Origin of the sequence: Streptomyces sp. NPDC001787 (genome assembly GCF_040297465.1) — a bacterium.
GTDB lineage: Bacteria > Actinomycetota > Actinomycetes > Streptomycetales > Streptomycetaceae > Streptomyces.
The window spans coordinates 1-18,370 of sequence record NZ_JBEOZE010000043.1 but is presented as its reverse complement, the minus strand read 5'-3'; the positions used below and the strand labels follow the sequence as shown (position 1 = coordinate 18,370).

Here is an 18,370-nt window from a genome sequence, read left to right as displayed (position 1 = left end):
TCCGGGGGCGCGCGGGCGGCCCATACACTGAACTCATGGAGAAGTGGACACCGAAGCACGAGGCACCCGAGCCCCTGGAGGGTCCCGTCGTCGCCACCATCACGGGCGGCACGGTCCTCTGGTTCGTCCTCTTCCTCGCGCAGCTCCCCTTCTACGGCTGGTTCGCCGACCACGGTCACACCTGGTGGGTGTGGACCCCGCTGGCCGGGGCCGGACTCGGGCTGATCGGCATCTGGTACGTCCGGGGGCGCGACGCCGCGCTCAAGCGGCACGCGGCAGCGGCAGCGCGGGCCGAGGGGGACGCGGAGGCGGAAGCCGGGACCGCGGCGGCCTCCGGCAGCACCGCGGCACCCTCCGGCGGCGCCACGGGCGGCACCGCGGCCTCCTGACCGCCGCCACGCCCTCTTCGAGGCCTTCCGGTACGGCCGCAGGTCCCTCCCGTACGGCCCCCGTACGACCGTGGGACACACTTCATCCTCCGCTGGTCTGATCTTCAGACCCCCAGCGGGTAAACGGGCGGGTCCCCCCGTACCGTCGGAACCATGACACAGCGGGCACTCGACCCCTCCGGGGAGCAGACTCCCGGGCATCCCCGGCCGGCCCTGATCGACGCCGGAGCAGAACTCGATCCCGTACACCCGATGGAACCACCGCCCACGGCCCGGCGCACCGGTGGTCTCACGACCGCCGAGGTCGCCGAACGGGTCGCCCGCGGCGAGGTCAACGACGTACCCGTGCGCTCCTCGCGCTCCCTCACGGAGATCGTCCGCGCCAATGTCCTCACCCGGTTCAACCTGATCATCGGCGTGCTCTGGGTGATCATGATGTTCGTCGCGCCGATCCAGGACAGCCTCTTCGGCTTCGTGATCATCGCCAACACCGGCATCGGCATCATCCAGGAGTGGCGCGCCAAGAAGACCCTGGACAGCCTCGCGGTCATCGGCGAGGCGAAACCGACCGTGCGGCGCGACGGAACCGCCGCCGAGATCTCCACCTCCGAGATCGTCCTCGGTGATCTGATCGAACTGGGCCCCGGGGACAAGGTCGTCGTGGACGGCACGGTCGCCGAGGCCGACAGCCTGGAGATCGACGAGTCGCTGCTCACCGGCGAGGCCGACCCGGTCATCAAGCGGTCCGGCGACCCGGTGATGTCCGGCAGCTTCGTCGTCGCGGGCGGCGGCGCGTTCACCGCCACCAAGGTCGGCCGCGAGGCGTACGCCGCTCAGCTCGCCGAGGAGGCCTCCCGCTTCACCCTCGTCCACTCCGAGCTGCGCACCGGCATCAGCACCATCCTGAAGTACGTGACCTGGATGATGGTGCCGACGGCGATCGGCCTGATCATCAGCCAGCTCGTCGTCAAGGACAACAACTTCAAGGACTCCGTCGCGCGGACCGTCGGCGGCATCGTCCCGATGATCCCCGAGGGGCTGGTGCTGCTCACCTCGGTCGCCTTCGCGATCGGCGTCATCCGGCTCGGCCGCAAGCAGTGCCTGGTGCAGGAGCTGCCCGCCATCGAGGGGCTGGCCCGGGTCGACGTCGTCTGCCTGGACAAGACCGGCACCCTCACCGAGGGCGGCATGGACGTCACCGAGGTACGCCCGCTCAACGGCTCGGACGAGGCGTACGTGAAGCGGGTCCTGGGCGCCTTCGGCTCCTCCGACCCCCGGCCCAACGCCAGTCTCCAGGCCATCGTCGACGCCTACCCGGACGACGGGGAGTGGCGGGTGACGGACTCGCTGCCGTTCTCCTCGGCCCGCAAGTACAGCGGTGCCGCCTTCGACGAGAGCGCCGGTGACAGTGCCGGCCGGAACGGCGGCGGGAGCGGCGCGGTCGGCCGCCGGAGCTCCTCCTGGCTGCTCGGCGCCCCCGATGTGCTGCTGTCCGACCAGGACCCGGCGCTCACCGAGATCGAGCACCTCAACGAACAGGGCCTGCGGGTCCTGCTGCTGGCCCGCGCGCCCGGCGCACTCGACGCGCCCGGCGTCGCCGACGGGGCCGTACCCACCGCGCTGATCGTCCTGGAACAGCGGCTGCGGCCGGACGCCGGGGAGACCCTGGCCTACTTCGCCGACCAGCGCGTCGCCACGAAGGTCATCTCGGGGGACAACGCGGTCTCGGTCGGCGCGGTCGCCGGGAAACTCGGTCTCGCGGGCGCCGAGAACACCCTGGACGCGCGCCGGATGCCGACCGACCCGGACGAGATGGCCACGGCCATGGAGGAGAACGCGGTCTTCGGCCGGGTCACCCCGCAGCAGAAGCGGGACATGGTCGCCGCCCTCCAGTCGCGCGGCCACACGGTCGCGATGACCGGTGACGGCGTCAACGACGTGCTCGCCCTGAAGGACGCCGACATCGGGGTCTCGATGGGCTCGGGCTCCGAGGCGACACGCGCCGTGGCGCAGATCGTGCTCCTGAACAACAGCTTCGCGACGCTGCCGTCCGTGGTCGCCGAGGGCCGCCGGGTGATCGGCAACATCACCCGGGTCGCCACGCTCTTCCTGACGAAGACCGTGTACTCGGTGCTGCTGGCGGTGCTGGTGGTCTGCTTCCAGGTGGAGTACCCGTTCCTGCCGCGGCATCTGACCCTGCTGTCGACGCTGACGATCGGCGTGCCGGCGTTCTTCCTGGCGCTGGCGCCGAACAAGGAGCGGGCCCAGCCGCACTTCGTCCGCCGGGTCATGCGGTACGCGATTCCGTCCGGCGTGATCGCGGCGGCGGCCACCTTCGTCACCTATCTGGTGGCCCGGCACCACTACTCGGGTGCGGACGCGCTGGACGCCGAGACCAGCGCGGCGACGCTCACGCTGTTCCTGGTCTCGATGTGGGTGCTGGCGATCATCGCCCGCCCGTACACCTGGTGGCGCCTGTGCCTGGTCGCGGCGATGGGGCTGGGGTTCCTGATCGTGCTGGTGGTGCCGTGGCTCCAGGACTTCTTCGCCCTGAAGCTCGTGGGGACGACCATGCCGTGGGCGGCCGTGGGGATCGCGGCGGCGGGCGCGGTGGCCCTGGAGTTCGCCTGGCGCTGGGTGGGCCGGCGCTTCGGAGCGTGAAGGCCGCCCCGGAGCCCCTGGCGGGCGAGCCGCCGGGGGCTGCCTCCCGGGGCGCCGTCCGGCGGCGGAAACCGCGAGGCACCCCGCACCTGGACGGTGCGGGGTGCCTCGGAAGGTGAAGCGGATGGCGCCCGGTGGGGCGCCGCGGGCCGCTCCCGGGAGCGGCCCGGTGCGGTGACTACTTCACGTCGAGGTAGTCGCCGCCGGCCGAGACGGCCGGGGTGGTGGAGGTGCCGGCGAAGCTGTAGCGCCAGTAGCCGTCGGCCGAGGCCTTGACCGTGGTCTTCAGCGCGCCCGTGGAGCTCGACTTGATCGTCTTGATCGTCGTGTAGGTCTTGCTGTTCTTCTTGCGGAACTGGAGCTTCACGGACTGCTTGCTGTAGCCCTTGTACGTGCCGGTCTCCCAGTTCGCACGGGACAGCTTGCCGGTGACCGTGATGGTCTTGCCCTTCTTCACGGGCTCCGGCGACGCGTTGGCCGTCAGCTTGGAGAACCGCTGCATCTTGACCCAGGCGAGGGAGTCGTGGTCGTACTCCTCACCGTTCTCGTCCACGCCGGAGACACCGACGTGCCAGTTGCGGGCGTCGGCGTTGATCAGCCAGGCCGGGTCGACCGTGATGGCCGACGTGCAGGTGGAGGTGGTCGCGTTGACCGCCTTGCACGTGACGCCGCCCTCCTGCGGACCGAAGCCGAAGCTGTCCTTGTCGTCGATGTTCTTGCCGACCCAGATGAACGCGGCGACGCCGCCGACACCCGCGGTGTCGGTGGCGGTGACCGAGATGGAGATCTTCTTCTTCGACTTGGTGCCGACGACGATCGGCTTGCCGCCATTGGCGACGATCTTGGTCACCTTGAAGGTGTCGGCCGCGGCTGCCCGCGCCCCGAAGGGAGCCTTCGCCGTGTCGGAGCCCTTCGGCGCCGAGAAGTTGTAGTCGTGGGACCACGAGCGGCCGTCGTCGGCCTGCGCTGCCTGCGCGGCCGGAATGGTGAGAGCGGACAGAGCCAGGGCGCCGGTAGCTACGGCAACAGTGGCACGAATGCGCATGCGTTCCCCAAGTGTGGAGCAGGGGGCCCACGGTCTCGCGTTCACCCGGTGGGACCCGTCTGGTCTGCGAGTCAGATGACTCGACAGACCAGACCTCCTCTGCATGTGAATGGTTGTACGAATCCATGACCTTTCTGTGAAAGTCACAAAGTCGCACCGGGCCGCCGCCCCGCGTCCCCGCGCCCCGCGCCCGGCTCAGTCGAACCAGCGGTCCCGCGCCAGCTCCTCCGTACGCGAGGGATCCTCCAGCAGCGCCGCCACCTCGAAGCGGCGCGGCCACTGCCCGGCGGCCCAGGCCAGCCCCGCCGCGACGCCCTCCAGCGTGGCGGCGTGCACCACACCGTCCGGGGTACGGCGCCAGTCCAGCTCGACGCCGCCCGCGCGCAGTTCGGCGTGTTCGACGTACGAGTCCGGAGTCCCGGCACCGAGCAGCACCCGGACCGATTCCGGTACGCGGTGCTCCTCGCCCTCGCTCGTCACCTCGGCCTCGACGCTCTCGCCGAGCCGCCGCACCTGGAAGAGCTCGGCCAGCTCCGCCGCGCTCGCCGGGGCGACCGGCAGCAGCGCCACTCCCCCGGCCAGCGGCAGTACGTCGGGGGCGTCGGCGATCACCGCGTCCGCCGCGTCCACCACCCGTACCCCGCCGTCGACGACCGCGCGCAGCTCGTCCGGCAACGTCACCTGCTGCGGGTCGAGTTCCGCCAGGGCCGTGTAGAGCGCGTGCAGCTGTACGGGGCTGACCGGGCGGTCCTCGTCGGCGAGCCGCCCGAGCAGTTCGGCGGCGCCGCCCGGCTCGTCCAGGAGCGCGGCCACCGAAGTGCGTACGCCGAGCGCGCGCAGCACCTGGGCGTCGTCGAACCCGGACGCGTCGACGGCGTCGTACAGCCCGGCGAGCCGGGGATCGCCGCCCGCCGCGCGCAGGCCCGCGGGGCGGCGGCCGTCCAGCACCGGGTGGTCGCGCAGCCACCACGCCGTGTACGGGCGCACCGACCGGGTCGTGCCGTCCGGGAGCAGCACCCGGACCGGCTGGGTCAGGGCGTCGCGCAGCGGCGGGCGGGCGAGCATCGCGAGCGCCTGCGGCCAGGCGTCGTCGTCGACGAGGTCCAGGTCGCGGACGGCGACGATCTCGGTGGCGACGGGCGGTACGGGGGTGTCGGGCAGCTGGTCGAGGATGTCCTCGCACCACACGTCGACGGCGTCGAGCAGCCCGGCGTCGTCCGGTTCGGCGAAGTCGCTGTCGCGCGGCTCCAGTTCATCGGGGTCGAGCACCACATCGGTGGCCCGCACCAGGGCGAACGTGGCGAGCACCCCACAGGCGGTGAGCGGCTGCTCGCCCCAGCGGTCGGCCAGTTCCTCGTCGCACAGGGCCAGTTCGCCCTCGCGCATCACCTGGGCGAACGGGCTCTTGGGCAGCACCAGTTCACCGGCGGGCGCAAGTTCGCCGTCCTCGTCCGGCAGGGCCAGCGCGCCGAGCCACGGCTCGTCACCGGGGGCGAGGTCCGCGTCGCGTACGAGGGTGAGGACGGTCTCCGCCAGCTCGTCGCCGTCCAGCGCGTCCTCGTCCCAGATCTCCCCCGCGTCCAGCGAACCGGCGACGGCGGCCCGCACCTGCGGGGTGGTCAGCACGGCGCGCGGGGTGGCGGGCAGGGCGCCCAGCTTCTCCAGGAGCGGATGGGCGGCGTCCGGGTGGGCGACCTTCAGCCCGAGCCGGGCCAGCCGGGCGAGCACCGGGCCGGTGAGCGCGTCCGGCAGCGGCAGCAGGACCTGCCGGGGGCCGATGGTGGTGCGGGGCGCCCGGTCCGCGGGGGCGTCCGCCCCTCCGGCCAGCGGGACCGGGAGGCCGGAGAGCCGGTCCGGGTCGATGCCCGTCAGGCTGTCGTAGAGCCGCCGCCACCAGTCCGGGGCACGCTCCAGTCCGGCGAGGCGGTCGATGGCCTCGGTCAGCGGGACGCGGGCGACGCCGAGGGTGCGCAGCTCGGTGCGGCGTTCCAGCCCGGCGGGCAGGAGACACGGCAGCACCTCGGCGAGCACCCGTACGGTCGCGGCGCCGACGCCCTCGACGATCTCCGCCTCGACGGGCCGCAGGGCGGTGGTGGTCCGGCCCGGCCCGTCCGCGCCGTCGGCCTTCTCCCAGTCGTCCCACCGGTCGGACCCGTCGGCCGGGTCGCGGGGGGCGGCGGGCTCCAGGAACGCGATCCGGGGCAGCCGCGCGAGGACCGCGCCGCGCAGCGCGCCGTCCAGCCCGCCCTTGCCCAGCGGCCCGGGAACGAGCGCGACGGTGCCCGTCGACACCGGCTGCCACTCGGCGAGCAGCTCCGCGTAGGCGTCGGCGGCGCGCTCCACCAGGAAGTCGGTGAGCGGGCCCGGCGCGGGGTGCCGGCGGCTGGTGTCCAGCGGCAGCGAGGCGATCAGCAGCGCGGGGATCCCGAGGGGTTCGTCGGTGGGGGTGGGCGCGTGGACGACGGGGGCGGTACGGGGGTGCCGCGGGGCCCCCTGCTCGTCGACGGGCACCGCCCAGGTGACCGACCAGTGCGGGCGCAGCCGCTCCTCCACGGGCCGGTCGGCGAGCAGCGCGGGCTCGACCGGGCCGTGGTGGAAGACGGTGCGCCAGCGGTTGGTGCCGTGCGCGGAGTCCTCGATGTGTGTGTACGGGCCCTGCTGGGAGCGCCGCAACGTCCTCGCCCCGTCGGGGGTTTCGATGACGATCTCGTCGAGACCGGGGAGGGTGAGCAGCAGCGCGTCGTCCACGGCGGTGAGCAGCCGGCCCACGAGGTCCTCGGCGGTGCCGTCGCGCAGCGGCAGCACGACGACGGTGTCGTACCCGTCCGGTGCGGTGCCCTCGGCGGGCAGCGGGAGGCGCAGCAGCGGCACGTGGCCGTCGCGGCGGCGCAGTTCGTCACCGAGCCCGGGGCTGCCGACGGCCGCCTTTCCGGCCAGTTCGCGGGCCTCGGCCAGCGACCAGCGGACGCCGCCGTGCCGGCCGATCACCGCGGGTTCGTCGCTGACGGCGAGGACGGCGGCGAACCCGACGCCGAACCGGCCGACGGAGGACTCGTGCCCCTCGCGCTTGGCGGAGGCGCGCAGGGTGCTGAGGGACTCGACGCCGGTCGCGTCCAGCGGGGCACCGGTGTTCGCGGCGGCGAGGACGGCGCGGCCGTCCGGGTCGCCGTGGGCCGCCGGATGCAGGGTCAGGCGCAGCCGGCCCGGGACGTCGGCGCGGGCGGCGGCGTCGGCGGCGTTCTGGGCCAGTTCGACGACGAGCCGGTCACGGTAGCCGCCGAGCGCGAGGTCCTCCTCGGCGTTGGCGTCCTCCCGGAACCGGGCGGGCCCGGATCCCCAGGCGTCGAGCACGCCGCGCCGCAGCCGTGCCGTCCCGAACGGATCGGCCCCCTCGGTCGCCTTCATGCTCAACGTCTCGACTCCGCTCTGTTCCGGTGACCCGTGACCTGTGCGCGGCGGGCACGACGCGTGGTGCGTGGTGTGCGCGTGATGCGCGTGCCCATGCCGCCCAGTGTGCGCCCGAAGGTACCGCGACGGCGGACGGGCACAGAACCAGGCCCGCCCGGCGTCGTGCTCCGTCGCCGAACGGGTGGGTCTGCCGGGTGGGTCTGCCGCGCGCCGGGCCCCGGAGGCCGCCCGGCGGGCTCTCAGGAGTGGCCGAGGTCCTCCGTCGGCCCGTCCGCCTCGTCCGGGACGGAGCCGCTGTCCCGTGCCGGGCGCAGGGGGTACTCGTCCACCTGGAGCGTGTCCAGGGCGTGCGGGGCGGGCTTCGGCGGCTTCGGCATCACCGCCGCCTCGGAGTGGCCCCCGCATCCGTAGGCCAGCGACACCACATGGCCGTCGGCCGGGCCGAACTCGTTCGCGCACACCCCGAAGGCCTGCTTCAGGGAGCCCGCCATCGGCACCAGGAACGCGCAGCTCACACAGGTGGCCGGGGCCGCCTGTGCCATCGGGGTCTTCGGCCCGAACGCCTCGTCCCAGCGGTCGGCGGCGGCGTACAGCCCGTACCGGGACAGCACCCGGGCGCGCCGGGTGCCCAGCTCGTCCGCGACGGCGGCGATGGAGCCGCGGCTCGTGGCGACCGGCCGGGACGTCAGCTCCGCGTCCTCGGCGTCGGCGAGCTCCGCCAGTTCCTCGGAGACCGCGGAGTTCGGCGGGGGCTCGTCCTCGCCGGTGTAGCCGGGCTCCAGGCGGATGTCCTCCGCCTCGGTGGGCAGCAGGTCGCCGGGGCCCATGTCACCCGGGCGCAGCCGCTCGCTCCACGGCACCCATTCGGGGGCCAGGAGGGCGTCCGCTCCCGGCAGGAGCACCGTCTCGTCCAGGGTGACGTTCTTGGCCCGGGAGGCCCTGGCGACCGTCACCGCCCAGCGCCAGCCCCGGTAGCCGGGCTCCTTGCACTCGAAGTAGTGGGTGACGACCCGGTCTCCCTCGGAGACGACCCCCGAGTGTTCACCGACCACTCCTGGCGCGGCCGCTTCCTCGGCCGCCGCGCGTGCGAGGTCTACCGCCTCGGCGCACAGGCGGTCGGGAACAGGGGTACGGGCCGTACGGCTTCGCGTCGTCGCAGCACTCACAGGTCTCGCTTCTCTCCATACGCCAGTCTCACGAGCGCGCCAGCTGCTGTGCGATTGCCGTTTTCGGCCATGACAGCTGTGGGCGGAGCGGACCTGGGGGCCGCGTCGACGTCCACACCCGTTGTGCCTGCCTCGGGCGCGCCTTCTGCCATCCATTCTGCGGGATCGCGGAGAGGCGCGCGGCCAAGAACAACCGCCGGTGGCGCGTTACGCACGCTACCCTCTCCGCCGCCCCGCGCCCACCTGCCCGTCCCAAACGTGCCGTATCCGTTCTGCCGCTCACTGGTCCGACGGGGCACCGCGCGCCGCGCCAGCGGCCGATCACGGTTCATCGGGGCGAGGGTTGGGGCACTATGACGAGGTGGCTGCCGCCAGGTCGCACGACGGTTCCGGCCCGCTCCGCAGGGCGGGCCGGTCGATCGGCCATGCCCTGCACACCCCGTTCACGGGTACCGCGAGAGGCATCCGGAAGGCGACGCACGCCCACGGCGCCGGGGAATCCGGCCTCGGCAAACTGATCGAGCTGCACGCGGTGAACGGCGCCGGCGACGTGATGATCACGGTCGCGCTCGCCTCCACGGTGTTCTTCTCCGTCCCCACGGACGAGGCCCGCGGCCGGGTCGCCCTGTACCTCGCCATCACGATGGCCCCCTTCACCCTGCTCGCCCCGGTGATCGGCCCGCTGCTCGACCGGCTGCCGCACGGCCGCCGGGCCGCGATGGCGGGCGCGATGCTCGCCCGTGCGGTGCTGGCCCTCACCATGTCGGGCGCGGTCGCCACGGGCGGCCTGGAGCTGTACCCGGCGGCGCTGGGCGTCCTGGTCGCCTCCAAGGCGTACGGAGTCGTCCGCAGCGCGGTCGTGCCCCGCCTGCTGCCACCCCGCTTCTCCCTGGTGAAGGCGAATTCGCGGGTCACCCTGGCGGGGCTCCTCGCCACGGGGGTGGCGGCCCCGATCGGGGCCGGGCTCCAGACCGTCGGGTCGGGCTGGCCGCTCTACGGCGCGTGCGCGATCTTCCTCACCGGGACGTTCCTGGCCTTCACCCTGCCGCCCAAGGTCGACTCCGCGAAGGGCGAGCGCAAGGCCCGCCTGGTCGACCCGCACGCCGAGGGCGCCGGACCGGCCGCCGCGAGGGCGAAGGCCGACGGCGGCCGGCGCGAGGGCCGCGGCAAGGACCGGGCCAACGGTGCGAAACAGGCCAGGGAGAAACCGCCCGGACTGCGCTCCGTCGGCGGTTCCGTCCTGCACGGGCTCCAGGCGAACGCCTCGCACCGGGCGCTCTCCGGCTTCCTCATCTTCTTCCTGGCGTTCCTGCTGCGCGAGCAGCCCCTCTCGGGCCAGAGCGCCGCCGTCTCGCTCGGCATCGTCGGCGTCGCGGCCGGGGCGGGCAACGCCTGCGGTACGGCGGTGGGCTCCTGGCTCCGCGCCCGGGGCCCCGAGATGATCATCGCGACCGTCCTCGGCCTCGCCCTGGGGGTCGCCGTGCTCGCCGCGGTGTTCTTCTCCACCGTGATGGTCGCCGCGCTCGGCGCGGTCGCGGGTTTCACCCAGGCCCTGTCCAAGCTCTCACTGGACGCCATGATCCAGCGGGACGTCCCCGAAGAGGTCCGTACCTCGGCGTTCGCCCGGTCCGAGACACTGCTCCAGATGGCCTGGGTGGCCGGCGGCGGCATCGGCATCGCGCTGCCCCTCAACGGAGTGCTCGGCATGTCGGTCGCCGCCTCCATCCTGGCCCTGGGCGCCGCCACCTCCGTACGGGGGCTGCTGGGCGCCGCGCGGCGCGGCACGCCGCACCCCCGCGTGGCATGAGCGGGGGCGACCGATAGCCTTCGGCCCATGACCGTTGCGTTCTTCTCCGGTAAGGGCCGTCGAATCGGCGTCGCTCTTGGTGCCGTGTCCGCGGGACTCCTTGTCCTGTCCGCCTGCGACAAGCCGACGCCGCTCGCCACCGTGACGGTCGGCGACAACTCGGTGAGCTCCGAGGCGACCTGCTACAACGACGGCAACGCCCTCAAGGAGTCCGACATCCAGGGCTGCCTCAACAAGAAGGCGGAGAAGTCCGTCAAGGTCGCGATGGACGACAAGGTCCGCTTCGGCGTCGACCCCGAGATCGCCGACAACGGCTGGACGCTCTTCATCAACGGCCAGCAGGCCGAGCAGGAGCCGTACAAGAAGACCTACCGGTCGATCCCGGGCAGCGCCTTCTTCGCCAGCCAGACCGGCGAGACCTCCAGCCGGACCCAGATCTCCATCGTGGAGACCAAGGGCAAGAAGCTCACGGGCATCTGGCACTTCGAGCTCAAGAAGACGTCCTGACCCCCGTGCGCGTACTCGTCGTGACCGCTGTCCCGGTGGAACGGGACGCGGTCACGCGTGCGTTCGGGGGCACCCCGCGGGTGCTGCCGGTGCCCGGCGGCGAACTGCACCGCACCGGCGCGTTCGACGTGCTGGCGGGCGGCGTGGGCCCCTCCGCCGCGGCGGCCTCGACCGCCTTCGCCCTGGCCTCGGCGCCGGAGCCGTACGGACTCGTGGTCTCGGCCGGGATCGGCGGCGGTTTCGCCCCCGCCGCGCCCCTCGGCTCACTCGTCGTGGCCACCGATGTCATCGCCGCCGACCTGGGCGCCGAGACCCCGGACGGCTTCGTGCCCGTCACCGCTCTCGGCTTCGGCCGGGACCGCTTCCTGCCGCCGCCCGCGCTCGTACGGGAGGTGGCGTCCGCCACCGGTGCGGCCACCGGCCCGGTCCTCACCGTCTCCACCGTGACCGGCGGCGCCCGGCGCGCCGCCGCCCTGCTGGCCGCGCACCCGGGCGCGCTGGCCGAGGCGATGGAGGGCTTCGGGGTCGCGGAGGCCGCCGAGCGGGCCCGTGTCCCCGTGCTGGAGGTGCGGGCCGTCTCCAACGCCGTCGGCCCCCGCGACCGGGACGCCTGGCGCATCGGCGACGCGCTGGCCGCGCTCACCGGGGCGTTCGGGAAGAGCGCACCCGTACTGGAAGGTTGGACCCAGCATGACCGAAACCACCGGAACGACCGGACCGGCCGCAGCGGCTGACAGCCCGTTGCGGATCGCGTTCTCGCCCTGCCCCAACGACACCTTCGTGTTCGACGCCTGGGCGCACGGAAGGGTCCCCGGCGCGCCCGCCCTCGATGTCACCTTCGCCGACATCGACCTCACCAACGGCATGGCCGAGCGCGGTGAGCTGGATGTGCTGAAGGTGTCGTACGCCGTGCTGCCCTGGGTCCTCGACGAGTACGCCCTGCTGCCGTGCGGCGGTGCGCTGGGACGGGGCTGCGGCCCGCTCGTCCTGACGAGGGAGCCGGGTACGGATCTGACCGGGCGGACTGTCGCCGTACCGAGCGAGCGCTCGACCGCCTATCTGCTGTTCCGGCTCTGGGCGGCGGAGGTCGTCCCCGGCGGGGTCGGCGAGATCGTCGTCATGCCGTTCCACGAGATCATGCCCGCCGTGCGGGACGGCAGGGTGGACGCCGGCCTGGTCATCCACGAGGCGCGGTTCACGTACCAGAACTACGGTCTGCACAACCTGGCGGACATGGGCCGGCACTGGGAGGAAACGACCGGTCTGCCGATCCCGCTCGGCGCGATCATCGCCAAGCGCGCGCTGGGCGCCGACACGCTGAAGAGGCTGGCCGATTCTGTACGTACGTCCGTGCTGATGGCCTGGGACGAGCCGGAGGCCTCACGGGCCTACGTCCAGGAGCACGCCCAGGAGATGGACCCGGCCGTGGCCGACCAGCACATCGGGCTGTACGTCAACGAGTTCACCGCCGACCTCGGGCCGGACGGCTACGCGGCCATCCGCGGCCTGCTGACACGCGCGGCGGCCGAGGGGCTCGTTCCGCCCCTCGGCCCGAACTCTCTCTCGTTCCCCTGATCCACCGGGGCTCGCGGGACAGCCGTTACACGTCGGGCTCTACACGTCGAGCTGGTCGGCGACCGCCCGCAGCAGGCCGGCGATCTTCCCGCCCGCGGCCTTGTCGGGATAGCGGCCCCGCTCCAGCATCGGCGTGATGTTCTCCAGGAGCGTGGTCAGGTCCTGGACGATCGACGCCAGCTCGTCCGGCTTGCGGCGCTGTGCGGCCGCGACGGACGGGGTGGGGTCGAGAATGGCCACGGACAGCGCCTGGTCACCGCGCTGACCTGCGACAACGCCGAATTCCACCCGCTGGCCCGGCTTGAGCACGTCGACTCCGGCAGGGAGTACCGACGAGTGGACGAAGACGTCGCCGCCGTCGTCGCGGGAGAGAAAGCCGAAGCCCTTCTCGCTGTTGAACCATTTGACCTTGCCGGTGGGCACGTCTGTCCTCGTCCTCGTACTCGTCGGTGGGCCGGAGAGCCTGGGAAACGGCTCCGGATAGCAGTACAGCGGGCCCCCATGACCCGCCGGGTCCAAGGCTAATGGCCCTGGGGCCGGTGACAAGACGTCGCCGGACGGTTCCTCCGGGCTGGGAACTACCCTGGCGGGGTGAGTACTACTCCTTCTGGCGCAGGTGACCGGCTGGTTCAGGTCGGCGCGATCATTTTCTTCGTCGGCGCACTGGCCACTCTGGTCACAGTGGCCCCACTTTTCCTGGGCACGGACCCGTTCCCGTCGATCGCCTACGCGGTCTGCATGCTGATGGGCGTCGGGTTCCTGATCGCGGCGGCGGGCGTCGTGCGGTCGGCGTGGAGCAGCTCCCCGAAGCGGGCCGCCGGCAGCTCATAGGTCAGCCCTGACCGCCGCGGCTCTCCTCGAAGGCACGCAGCCAGGCCGGGAAGCCCGTCAGGTCCGGCAGGACCACGTCCGCGCCCGCCGCGCGCAGCTCGTCCGCGTCGCACGGGCCCGTTGTCACGCCGACCGACAGGGCACCGGCCGCGCGGGCTCCGCGTACGTCCCCGGTGTGGTCGCCGACGTACACCTGCGCGCCGTGCTCGATCAGCGCGCGCGCCTTGGCCTCGGCCCAGAGCCGCCCGATCAGCTCGTCCGGCTCGATCCCCAGGTGGTCCAGGTGGAGCCTGGCGCTCGGCTCGTGCTTGGCGGTGACGACGAGCGTCCGGCCGCCCAGCGCCCGCACCGCCTCGATGGCCTCCCGAGCACCGGGCAGCGCCGTGGTGGGGGTGATCGCGTGTGTGGGATAGATCTCCCGGTAGCGGTCGGCCGTCGCGGCCACCAGCTCGGCCGGGTACCAGTTCGCCAGTTCCTCCTCCACCGGCGGGCCGAGCCTGCTGACGACCAGGCCGGTGTCGATCGGTACGCCCGTCTCGGCGGACAGCGCCCGGTAGTTGGCCCCGATGCCGGGGCGGGAGTCTATGAGCGTCATGTCGAGGTCGAAGCCGACCGTCAGGGGATGCGGAGCCATGGTGGCCATTGTGCCCACCGGCCGCCTCGACCGGCGAAATCACGCCGCCTAGACTTAGCCAAGCCTTACCTCCCTCGCACGCGTCCCGACGGCCGCCGTGATGCGCCACCGCTCATCACGTCCACCGCTCCGCGTGCGCCCGTGTCCGCTTCGATGGGGTCAGATGTCAGCCGCCGCACCACGCCTCTCCAGACGCGCATGCGCGACGGCGGCGGCCGTCCTCGCGCTGTTGCTCGCCGTTCTGCTCAGCCTCGCCGTGGGCGCGCGCTCCATCGCGCCCTCCGAGGTCTTCGACGCGCTGCTGCACGGCGGGAACTCCGACGCCGCCGAGGTCATCCGGAACATGCGGGTGCCACGCACCCTCATCGGGCTGATGGTCGGCGCCTCCCTGGCCCTGGCGGGCACGGTGCTCCAGGGCATCACCCGTAACCCCATCGCCGACCCCGGCATCCTCGGCATCAGCCAGGGCGCCTCGGTGGGCGTGGTGCTGGCCATCGCGTACGCCGGGATCCACACCCTCACCGGCTATGTCTGGTTCGCGTTCGCGGGCGCCGCCATCGCCTCCGTGGCGGTGTACGCCATCGCCTCCAGCGGGCGCGGCGGCGCGACCCCGGTGAAACTCGCGCTGGGCGGCGCCGCGATCAACGCGCTGCTGGTGTCGGTGACGATGGCGGTGCTCACGACGAAGGCGTCCGCGCTTGACGAGTTCCGCTTCTGGCAGGTCGGCTCCATCGCCGGGCGCGAGGCGGAGGTGGCCCAGCAGATCTGGCCGTTCCTCCTCCTCGGCACGGTCCTCGTGCTCTCCGTGGCGCGCGGGCTCGACGCGCTCGCGCTGGGCGAGGACATGGCCAAGGGCCTGGGCCAGAAGGTCGCCACCGTACGGATCGTCGGCGGCATCGGGGCGACCGTGCTGACCGGCGCCGGGGTCGCCGCGGCCGGGCCGATCGCCTTCATCGGCCTCGCCGTCCCCCACATCGCCCGTGCGATCGTCGGCAACGACCACCGCTGGGTGCTGCCCATGGCCGCGCTCATCGGCCCCGTGATGCTGCTCGTCTCCGACGTCATCGGCCGCGTCCTGTTCCCGCCGAGCGAGGTCCCGGCGGGTGTGATGACGGCCCTGATCGGGGTGCCGTTCCTGGTCACCCTGGTACGCCGGAAGGCGGTTCCCGCATGAACGCGGTCATGACCCCGGTACGTCCGCCCGTACGTCCCCCCGTGCGGCCCGCCGGATACTCGCTCGTCCGGATCGGGACGCGCGGACGGTTCCTGCTGCACCGTCGCGCCGCCACCGTGGCAGCCGCCCTCGTCGTCCTGCTGGCCGTGGTCTGTGTCGCCTACCTCTGCGTCGGCGAGAGCTTCGTCGCGCCCGCCGAGGCGGTGAAGGTGATCCTCGGACAGCCCTCGCCCAGCGAACTGGTCGTGGGCACGCTGCGGCTGCCGCGCCTGGTCGTCGGGCTGCTCGTCGGCGTGGCCTTCGGGATCGCCGGCGCGCTGATCCAGACCGTGGCCCGCAACCCGCTCGCCAGCCCCGACATCATCGGCATCAGCCAGGGCGCGAGCGCGCTGACGGTCGGCGCGATGACGTTCGGCATCACCTCCTACGCCGTCCTGCCGTACCTGTCGGTGATCGGCGGGGTCGCCGCGGCGGCCCTCGTGTACGCCTTCGCCTGGCGCGGCGGGCTGCACGCCACCCGCTTCGTCCTCATCGGCATCGGCTTCGCCATCGCCCTGCGGTCGGTCACCACGCTGTTCCTGACGAAGGGCGACTACCTGGTCGCCCAGCAGGCCCAGATCTGGATGACCGGCTCCCTCAACGGCCGCGGCTGGGAGGAGGCCGCCCCGATCGGCTGGACGCTGCTGATCCTGCTGCCCGCCGTGCTGTGGGCCTCCCGCGCGCAGCGCACCGTCACGATGGACGACGACACCGCCACCGCGCTCGGCGTACGCCTGGGGCGGGTACGGCTCGGGCTCGTCGCCCTCGGTGTGATCCTGGCGTCCGTGGCCACGGGGACGGCCGGGCCGGTGGACTTCGTGGCGCTGCTCGCGCCGCAGATCGCCCGGCGGATGACGCGTACGGCGCAGATCCCGCTGTTCTGTTCCGCCCTGCTCGGCGCGGTGATCGTCGTCTTCGCCGATCTGCTCGCCCGCAGGCTCTTCTCCCCCACCGAACTGCCGGTGGGTGTTCTGACGGCGGCGGTCGGCGCCCCGTACCTGATCTGGCTGATCATCCGCGGTCACAGCGGACGCAGTGGAGGCAAGGCATGAGCGAGACCCTCCCGACCGACATGGTGGGGACGACGAGCAGGCTCTCGGCCCGCGGGCTGACCCTCGCCTACGAGGACCGCACCGTGGTGCACGAGCTGGACCTCGCCGTGCCCGACGGGCAGGTCACCGTGATCGTCGGCCCGAACGCCTGCGGCAAGTCGACCACCCTGCGGGCGCTCGGCCGGCTCCTCAAGCCGCGCGACGGTGCCGTCCTGCTGGACGGCACCGAACTGGCGAGGATCCCCACGAAGAAGATCGCCCAGTCGATCGGGCTGCTCCCGCAGACCCCGGTGGCCCCCGAGGCGATCACCGTCTCCGACCTGGTCGCCCGCGGACGCCAGCCGCACCAGCACTGGTGGCAGCAGTGGTCGGAGGCGGACGAGCGCGCGGTCACGGACGCCATGGACCGTACGGACGTCTCGGCGCTCGCCGACCGCTCGGTGGACGAACTGTCCGGCGGGCAGCGCCAGCGGGTGTGGATCGCGATGGCGCTCGCCCAGGACACCGATCTGCTGCTGCTCGACGAGCCGACGACGTACCTCGACATCGCGCACCAGGTGGAGGTCCTCGACCTGGTGCGCCAGCTCGCCGCCCCGGCGGCTGACGGCACCCGCGGCCGGACCGTGGTGACCGTGCTCCACGACCTCAACCAGGCCGCCCGGTACGCCGACCACCTGGTCGCCATGAAGGCGGGCCGGATCGTCGCGGAGGGCCACCCGCGCGACGTCGTCACCGCCGAGCTCGTGCGCGAGGTCTTCGGCCTGGAGGCGGTGATCGTCCCGGACCCGGTGACGGGTTCGCCGCTCGTCGTGCCCGGCGCCCCCTGGACTTCGCCCCATGCCCCTCTCAGAAAGGCTCCACAGACATGACCGTCCCCTTCCGCAACCGCCGTGGCCTGGTCGCCGGCTCCCTCGCCGTGACCGCCGCGCTCGCCCTCTCCGCGTGCGGCTCCACCGAGCACGGCTCGGCCTCCGGCTCCACCGAGGACAAGAGCGGCACGCACACGGTCAGCACCGCGAACGGGAACGTCGAGGTCCCCGTGGACCCGAAGCGGGTCGTCGTGCTCGACACCGGCGAGCTGGACTCCGCGCTCAGCCTGGGCATCCGGCCGGTCGGCGCGACGCACTCGGCGTCGGAGGACGGTTTCCCCTCCTACCTGCCCGCGAGCGGGACGAAGGGCATCAAGGAGGTCGGTGAGATCGCCAACCCGAACATGGAGGCCGTCGCCGCGCTCAAGCCCGACCTGATCCTCACGAGCAAGGTCCGTGACGGTGACCGTTACGAGCAGCTCAGCGAGATCGCCCCGACCGTGATGACCGAGGCCACCGGAAGCGCCTGGAAGGAGAACTTCCAGCTGCACGCGGACGCGCTCGGCAAGAAGGACGAGGCCAAGAAGGTCATCGCGAAGTACGACGCCCATGTGGCGGAGGTGACGGAGGCGATCGGCGGCAAGGAGAAGGCGGCGGCCACGGACGTCAACTTCATCAGGTTCGTCGAGGGCGCCGAGATCCGCATCTACGGCAAGCAGAACTACATCGGCTCGATCCTCGCCGACCTCGGCATGGGCCGCCCCGCGATCACGGACAAGGCGAAGGACGGGTTCTCGTACGACGTGTCGCCCGAGAAGATCGACCTGGCGGACGCGGACGTCATCTTCACGTCCACGTACGGCGACCCGGGCAAGGCGGGCACGACCAAGACGATGAACAGCGGCCTGTGGAAGGGTCTGACCGCGTCCAAGAACGACAAGGTCTTCAAGGTCGACGACCGCCTGTGGATCGCCGGCATCGGCTACACGGCCGCGGACAAGATCCTGGACGAGTTCCAGAGCAGCCTGACGAAGTAACCCGACGGCGGGACGCCCCCGCCCCGGATGCCGGACGGGCCGGCCCCACACACGGGGACCGGCCCGTCGGGCGTCGTACGGCCGGTGGCGGCGGGTGACGGGGCCGTGTCCGGGGCTCGGTGCTGGTGCCGGGTGCGGTGCCGGGCGCGGACGCGGTGCCGGGCGCGGTGCCGGGCGCGGTGCCGGGCGCGGTGCCGGGCGCGGTGCCGGGCGCGGTGCCGGGCGCGGTGCCGGGC

The 18,370-nt window shown here is 72.8% G+C and carries 16 protein-coding genes; 11 read left to right on the top strand and 5 right to left on the bottom strand.

Going from position 1 to position 18,370, the window contains the following annotated elements; genetic code table 11:
* The first annotated feature begins 35 nt into the window (after positions 1-35).
* Positions 36-389, top strand: coding sequence for a DUF2530 domain-containing protein (locus tag ABT170_RS36670; RefSeq protein ID WP_329941088.1), 354 nt, complete (start codon positions 36-38; stop codon positions 387-389).
* A 153-nt stretch (positions 390-542) separates the two neighbouring features.
* Entirely contained in the window at positions 543-3,050 is a 2,508-nt protein-coding gene (locus ABT170_RS36665) for a cation-translocating P-type ATPase (protein ID WP_329941089.1), read from the top strand.
* A 178-nt stretch (positions 3,051-3,228) separates the two neighbouring features.
* Here ABT170_RS36665 and ABT170_RS36660 read toward each other — a convergent pair whose 3' ends face one another.
* The 3 genes from ABT170_RS36660 to ABT170_RS36650 all read right to left on the bottom strand — a co-directional run bounded on the left by ABT170_RS36660 (position 3,229) and on the right by ABT170_RS36650 (position 8,669).
* Entirely contained in the window at positions 3,229-4,095 is an 867-nt protein-coding gene (locus ABT170_RS36660; protein WP_329941090.1) for a DUF5707 domain-containing protein, read from the bottom strand.
* 195 nt (positions 4,096-4,290) lie between these two features.
* Positions 4,291-7,500, bottom strand: a complete 3,210-nt coding sequence (locus ABT170_RS36655; RefSeq protein WP_329941091.1) for a sacsin N-terminal ATP-binding-like domain-containing protein — start codon at positions 7,498-7,500, stop codon at positions 4,291-4,293.
* Positions 7,501-7,742: 242 nt separating this feature from the next.
* On the bottom strand, positions 7,743-8,669 hold the full coding sequence (locus ABT170_RS36650) for a DUF3027 domain-containing protein (protein ID WP_329941092.1): 927 nt from the start codon (positions 8,667-8,669) through the stop codon (positions 7,743-7,745).
* Between the two features lie 361 nt (positions 8,670-9,030).
* On the opposite strand from ABT170_RS36650, the gene ABT170_RS36645 reads away from it, so the two are divergent.
* The 4 genes from ABT170_RS36645 to ABT170_RS36630 are packed head-to-tail and all read left to right on the top strand — an operon-like array spanning position 9,031 to position 12,558.
* Entirely contained in the window at positions 9,031-10,476 is a 1,446-nt protein-coding gene (locus ABT170_RS36645) for an MFS transporter (RefSeq protein ID WP_329941093.1), read from the top strand.
* Positions 10,477-10,503: 27 nt separating this feature from the next.
* On the top strand, positions 10,504-10,983 hold the full coding sequence (locus ABT170_RS36640) for a DUF2771 domain-containing protein (protein WP_266932046.1): 480 nt from the start codon (positions 10,504-10,506) through the stop codon (positions 10,981-10,983).
* A gap of 5 nt (positions 10,984-10,988) precedes the next feature.
* Positions 10,989-11,717 (top strand): futalosine hydrolase, encoded by a 729-nt coding sequence (locus ABT170_RS36635; protein ID WP_351874809.1) that lies wholly within the window; start codon positions 10,989-10,991, stop codon positions 11,715-11,717.
* Positions 11,674-12,558 (top strand): 1,4-dihydroxy-6-naphtoate synthase, encoded by an 885-nt coding sequence (locus tag ABT170_RS36630; RefSeq protein WP_351874806.1) that lies wholly within the window; start codon positions 11,674-11,676, stop codon positions 12,556-12,558. The genes ABT170_RS36635 and ABT170_RS36630 overlap by 44 nt, the downstream gene beginning before the upstream one ends.
* Before the next feature lie 39 nt (positions 12,559-12,597).
* On the opposite strand, the gene ABT170_RS36625 is transcribed toward ABT170_RS36630, so the two are convergent.
* Positions 12,598-12,981 carry a cold-shock protein gene (locus tag ABT170_RS36625; protein ID WP_323179698.1) on the bottom strand — a complete coding sequence of 128 codons (384 nt, stop codon included), beginning with the start codon at positions 12,979-12,981 and terminating at the stop codon, positions 12,598-12,600.
* Between the two features lie 168 nt (positions 12,982-13,149).
* On the opposite strand from ABT170_RS36625, the gene ABT170_RS36620 reads away from it, so the two are divergent.
* Entirely contained in the window at positions 13,150-13,389 is a 240-nt protein-coding gene (locus tag ABT170_RS36620; protein ID WP_329941096.1) for a hypothetical protein, read from the top strand.
* Position 13,390: 1 nt separating this feature from the next.
* Here ABT170_RS36620 and ABT170_RS36615 read toward each other — a convergent pair whose 3' ends face one another.
* A complete protein-coding gene (locus tag ABT170_RS36615; RefSeq protein ID WP_443034227.1) occupies positions 13,391-14,023 on the bottom strand; it encodes an HAD family hydrolase in 633 nt (210 codons plus the stop codon).
* 163 nt (positions 14,024-14,186) lie between these two features.
* Here ABT170_RS36615 and ABT170_RS36610 point away from each other — a divergent pair, with 163 nt between their 5' ends.
* The 4 genes from ABT170_RS36610 to ABT170_RS36595 are packed head-to-tail and all read left to right on the top strand — an operon-like array spanning position 14,187 to position 18,134.
* Positions 14,187-15,197, top strand: coding sequence for a FecCD family ABC transporter permease (locus tag ABT170_RS36610; RefSeq protein WP_266932051.1), 1,011 nt, complete (start codon positions 14,187-14,189; stop codon positions 15,195-15,197).
* Positions 15,194-16,288, top strand: a complete 1,095-nt coding sequence (locus ABT170_RS36605) for a FecCD family ABC transporter permease (RefSeq protein ID WP_329941098.1) — start codon at positions 15,194-15,196, stop codon at positions 16,286-16,288. The genes ABT170_RS36610 and ABT170_RS36605 overlap by 4 nt, the downstream gene beginning before the upstream one ends.
* Positions 16,285-17,157 (top strand): ABC transporter ATP-binding protein, encoded by an 873-nt coding sequence (locus ABT170_RS36600; protein WP_329941099.1) that lies wholly within the window; start codon positions 16,285-16,287, stop codon positions 17,155-17,157. The genes ABT170_RS36605 and ABT170_RS36600 overlap by 4 nt, the downstream gene beginning before the upstream one ends.
* On the top strand, positions 17,154-18,134 hold the full coding sequence (locus tag ABT170_RS36595) for an ABC transporter substrate-binding protein (protein WP_351874799.1): 981 nt from the start codon (positions 17,154-17,156) through the stop codon (positions 18,132-18,134). The genes ABT170_RS36600 and ABT170_RS36595 overlap by 4 nt, the downstream gene beginning before the upstream one ends.
* Positions 18,135-18,370: the final 236 nt, after the last annotated feature.

Bases quoted from the DNA above. Each gene is read 5' to 3' on its own strand.
- ABT170_RS36670 (WP_329941088.1), top strand. From the start codon at position 36: ATGGAGAAGTGGACACCGAAGCACGAGGCACCCGAGCCCCTGGAGGGT.
- ABT170_RS36665 (WP_329941089.1), top strand. From the start codon at position 543: ATGACACAGCGGGCACTCGACCCCTCCGGGGAGCAGACTCCCGGGCAT.
- ABT170_RS36660 (WP_329941090.1), bottom strand. From the start codon at position 4,095: ATGCGCATTCGTGCCACTGTTGCCGTAGCTACCGGCGCCCTGGCTCTG.
- ABT170_RS36655 (WP_329941091.1), bottom strand. From the start codon at position 7,500: ATGAAGGCGACCGAGGGGGCCGATCCGTTCGGGACGGCACGGCTGCGG.
- ABT170_RS36640 (WP_266932046.1), top strand. From the start codon at position 10,504: ATGACCGTTGCGTTCTTCTCCGGTAAGGGCCGTCGAATCGGCGTCGCT.
- ABT170_RS36630 (WP_351874806.1), top strand. From the start codon at position 11,674: ATGACCGAAACCACCGGAACGACCGGACCGGCCGCAGCGGCTGACAGC.
- ABT170_RS36615 (WP_443034227.1), bottom strand. From the start codon at position 14,023: ATGGCTCCGCATCCCCTGACGGTCGGCTTCGACCTCGACATGACGCTC.
- ABT170_RS36610 (WP_266932051.1), top strand. From the start codon at position 14,187: ATGTCAGCCGCCGCACCACGCCTCTCCAGACGCGCATGCGCGACGGCG.
- ABT170_RS36605 (WP_329941098.1), top strand. From the start codon at position 15,194: ATGAACGCGGTCATGACCCCGGTACGTCCGCCCGTACGTCCCCCCGTG.
- ABT170_RS36600 (WP_329941099.1), top strand. From the start codon at position 16,285: ATGAGCGAGACCCTCCCGACCGACATGGTGGGGACGACGAGCAGGCTC.
- ABT170_RS36595 (WP_351874799.1), top strand. From the start codon at position 17,154: ATGACCGTCCCCTTCCGCAACCGCCGTGGCCTGGTCGCCGGCTCCCTC.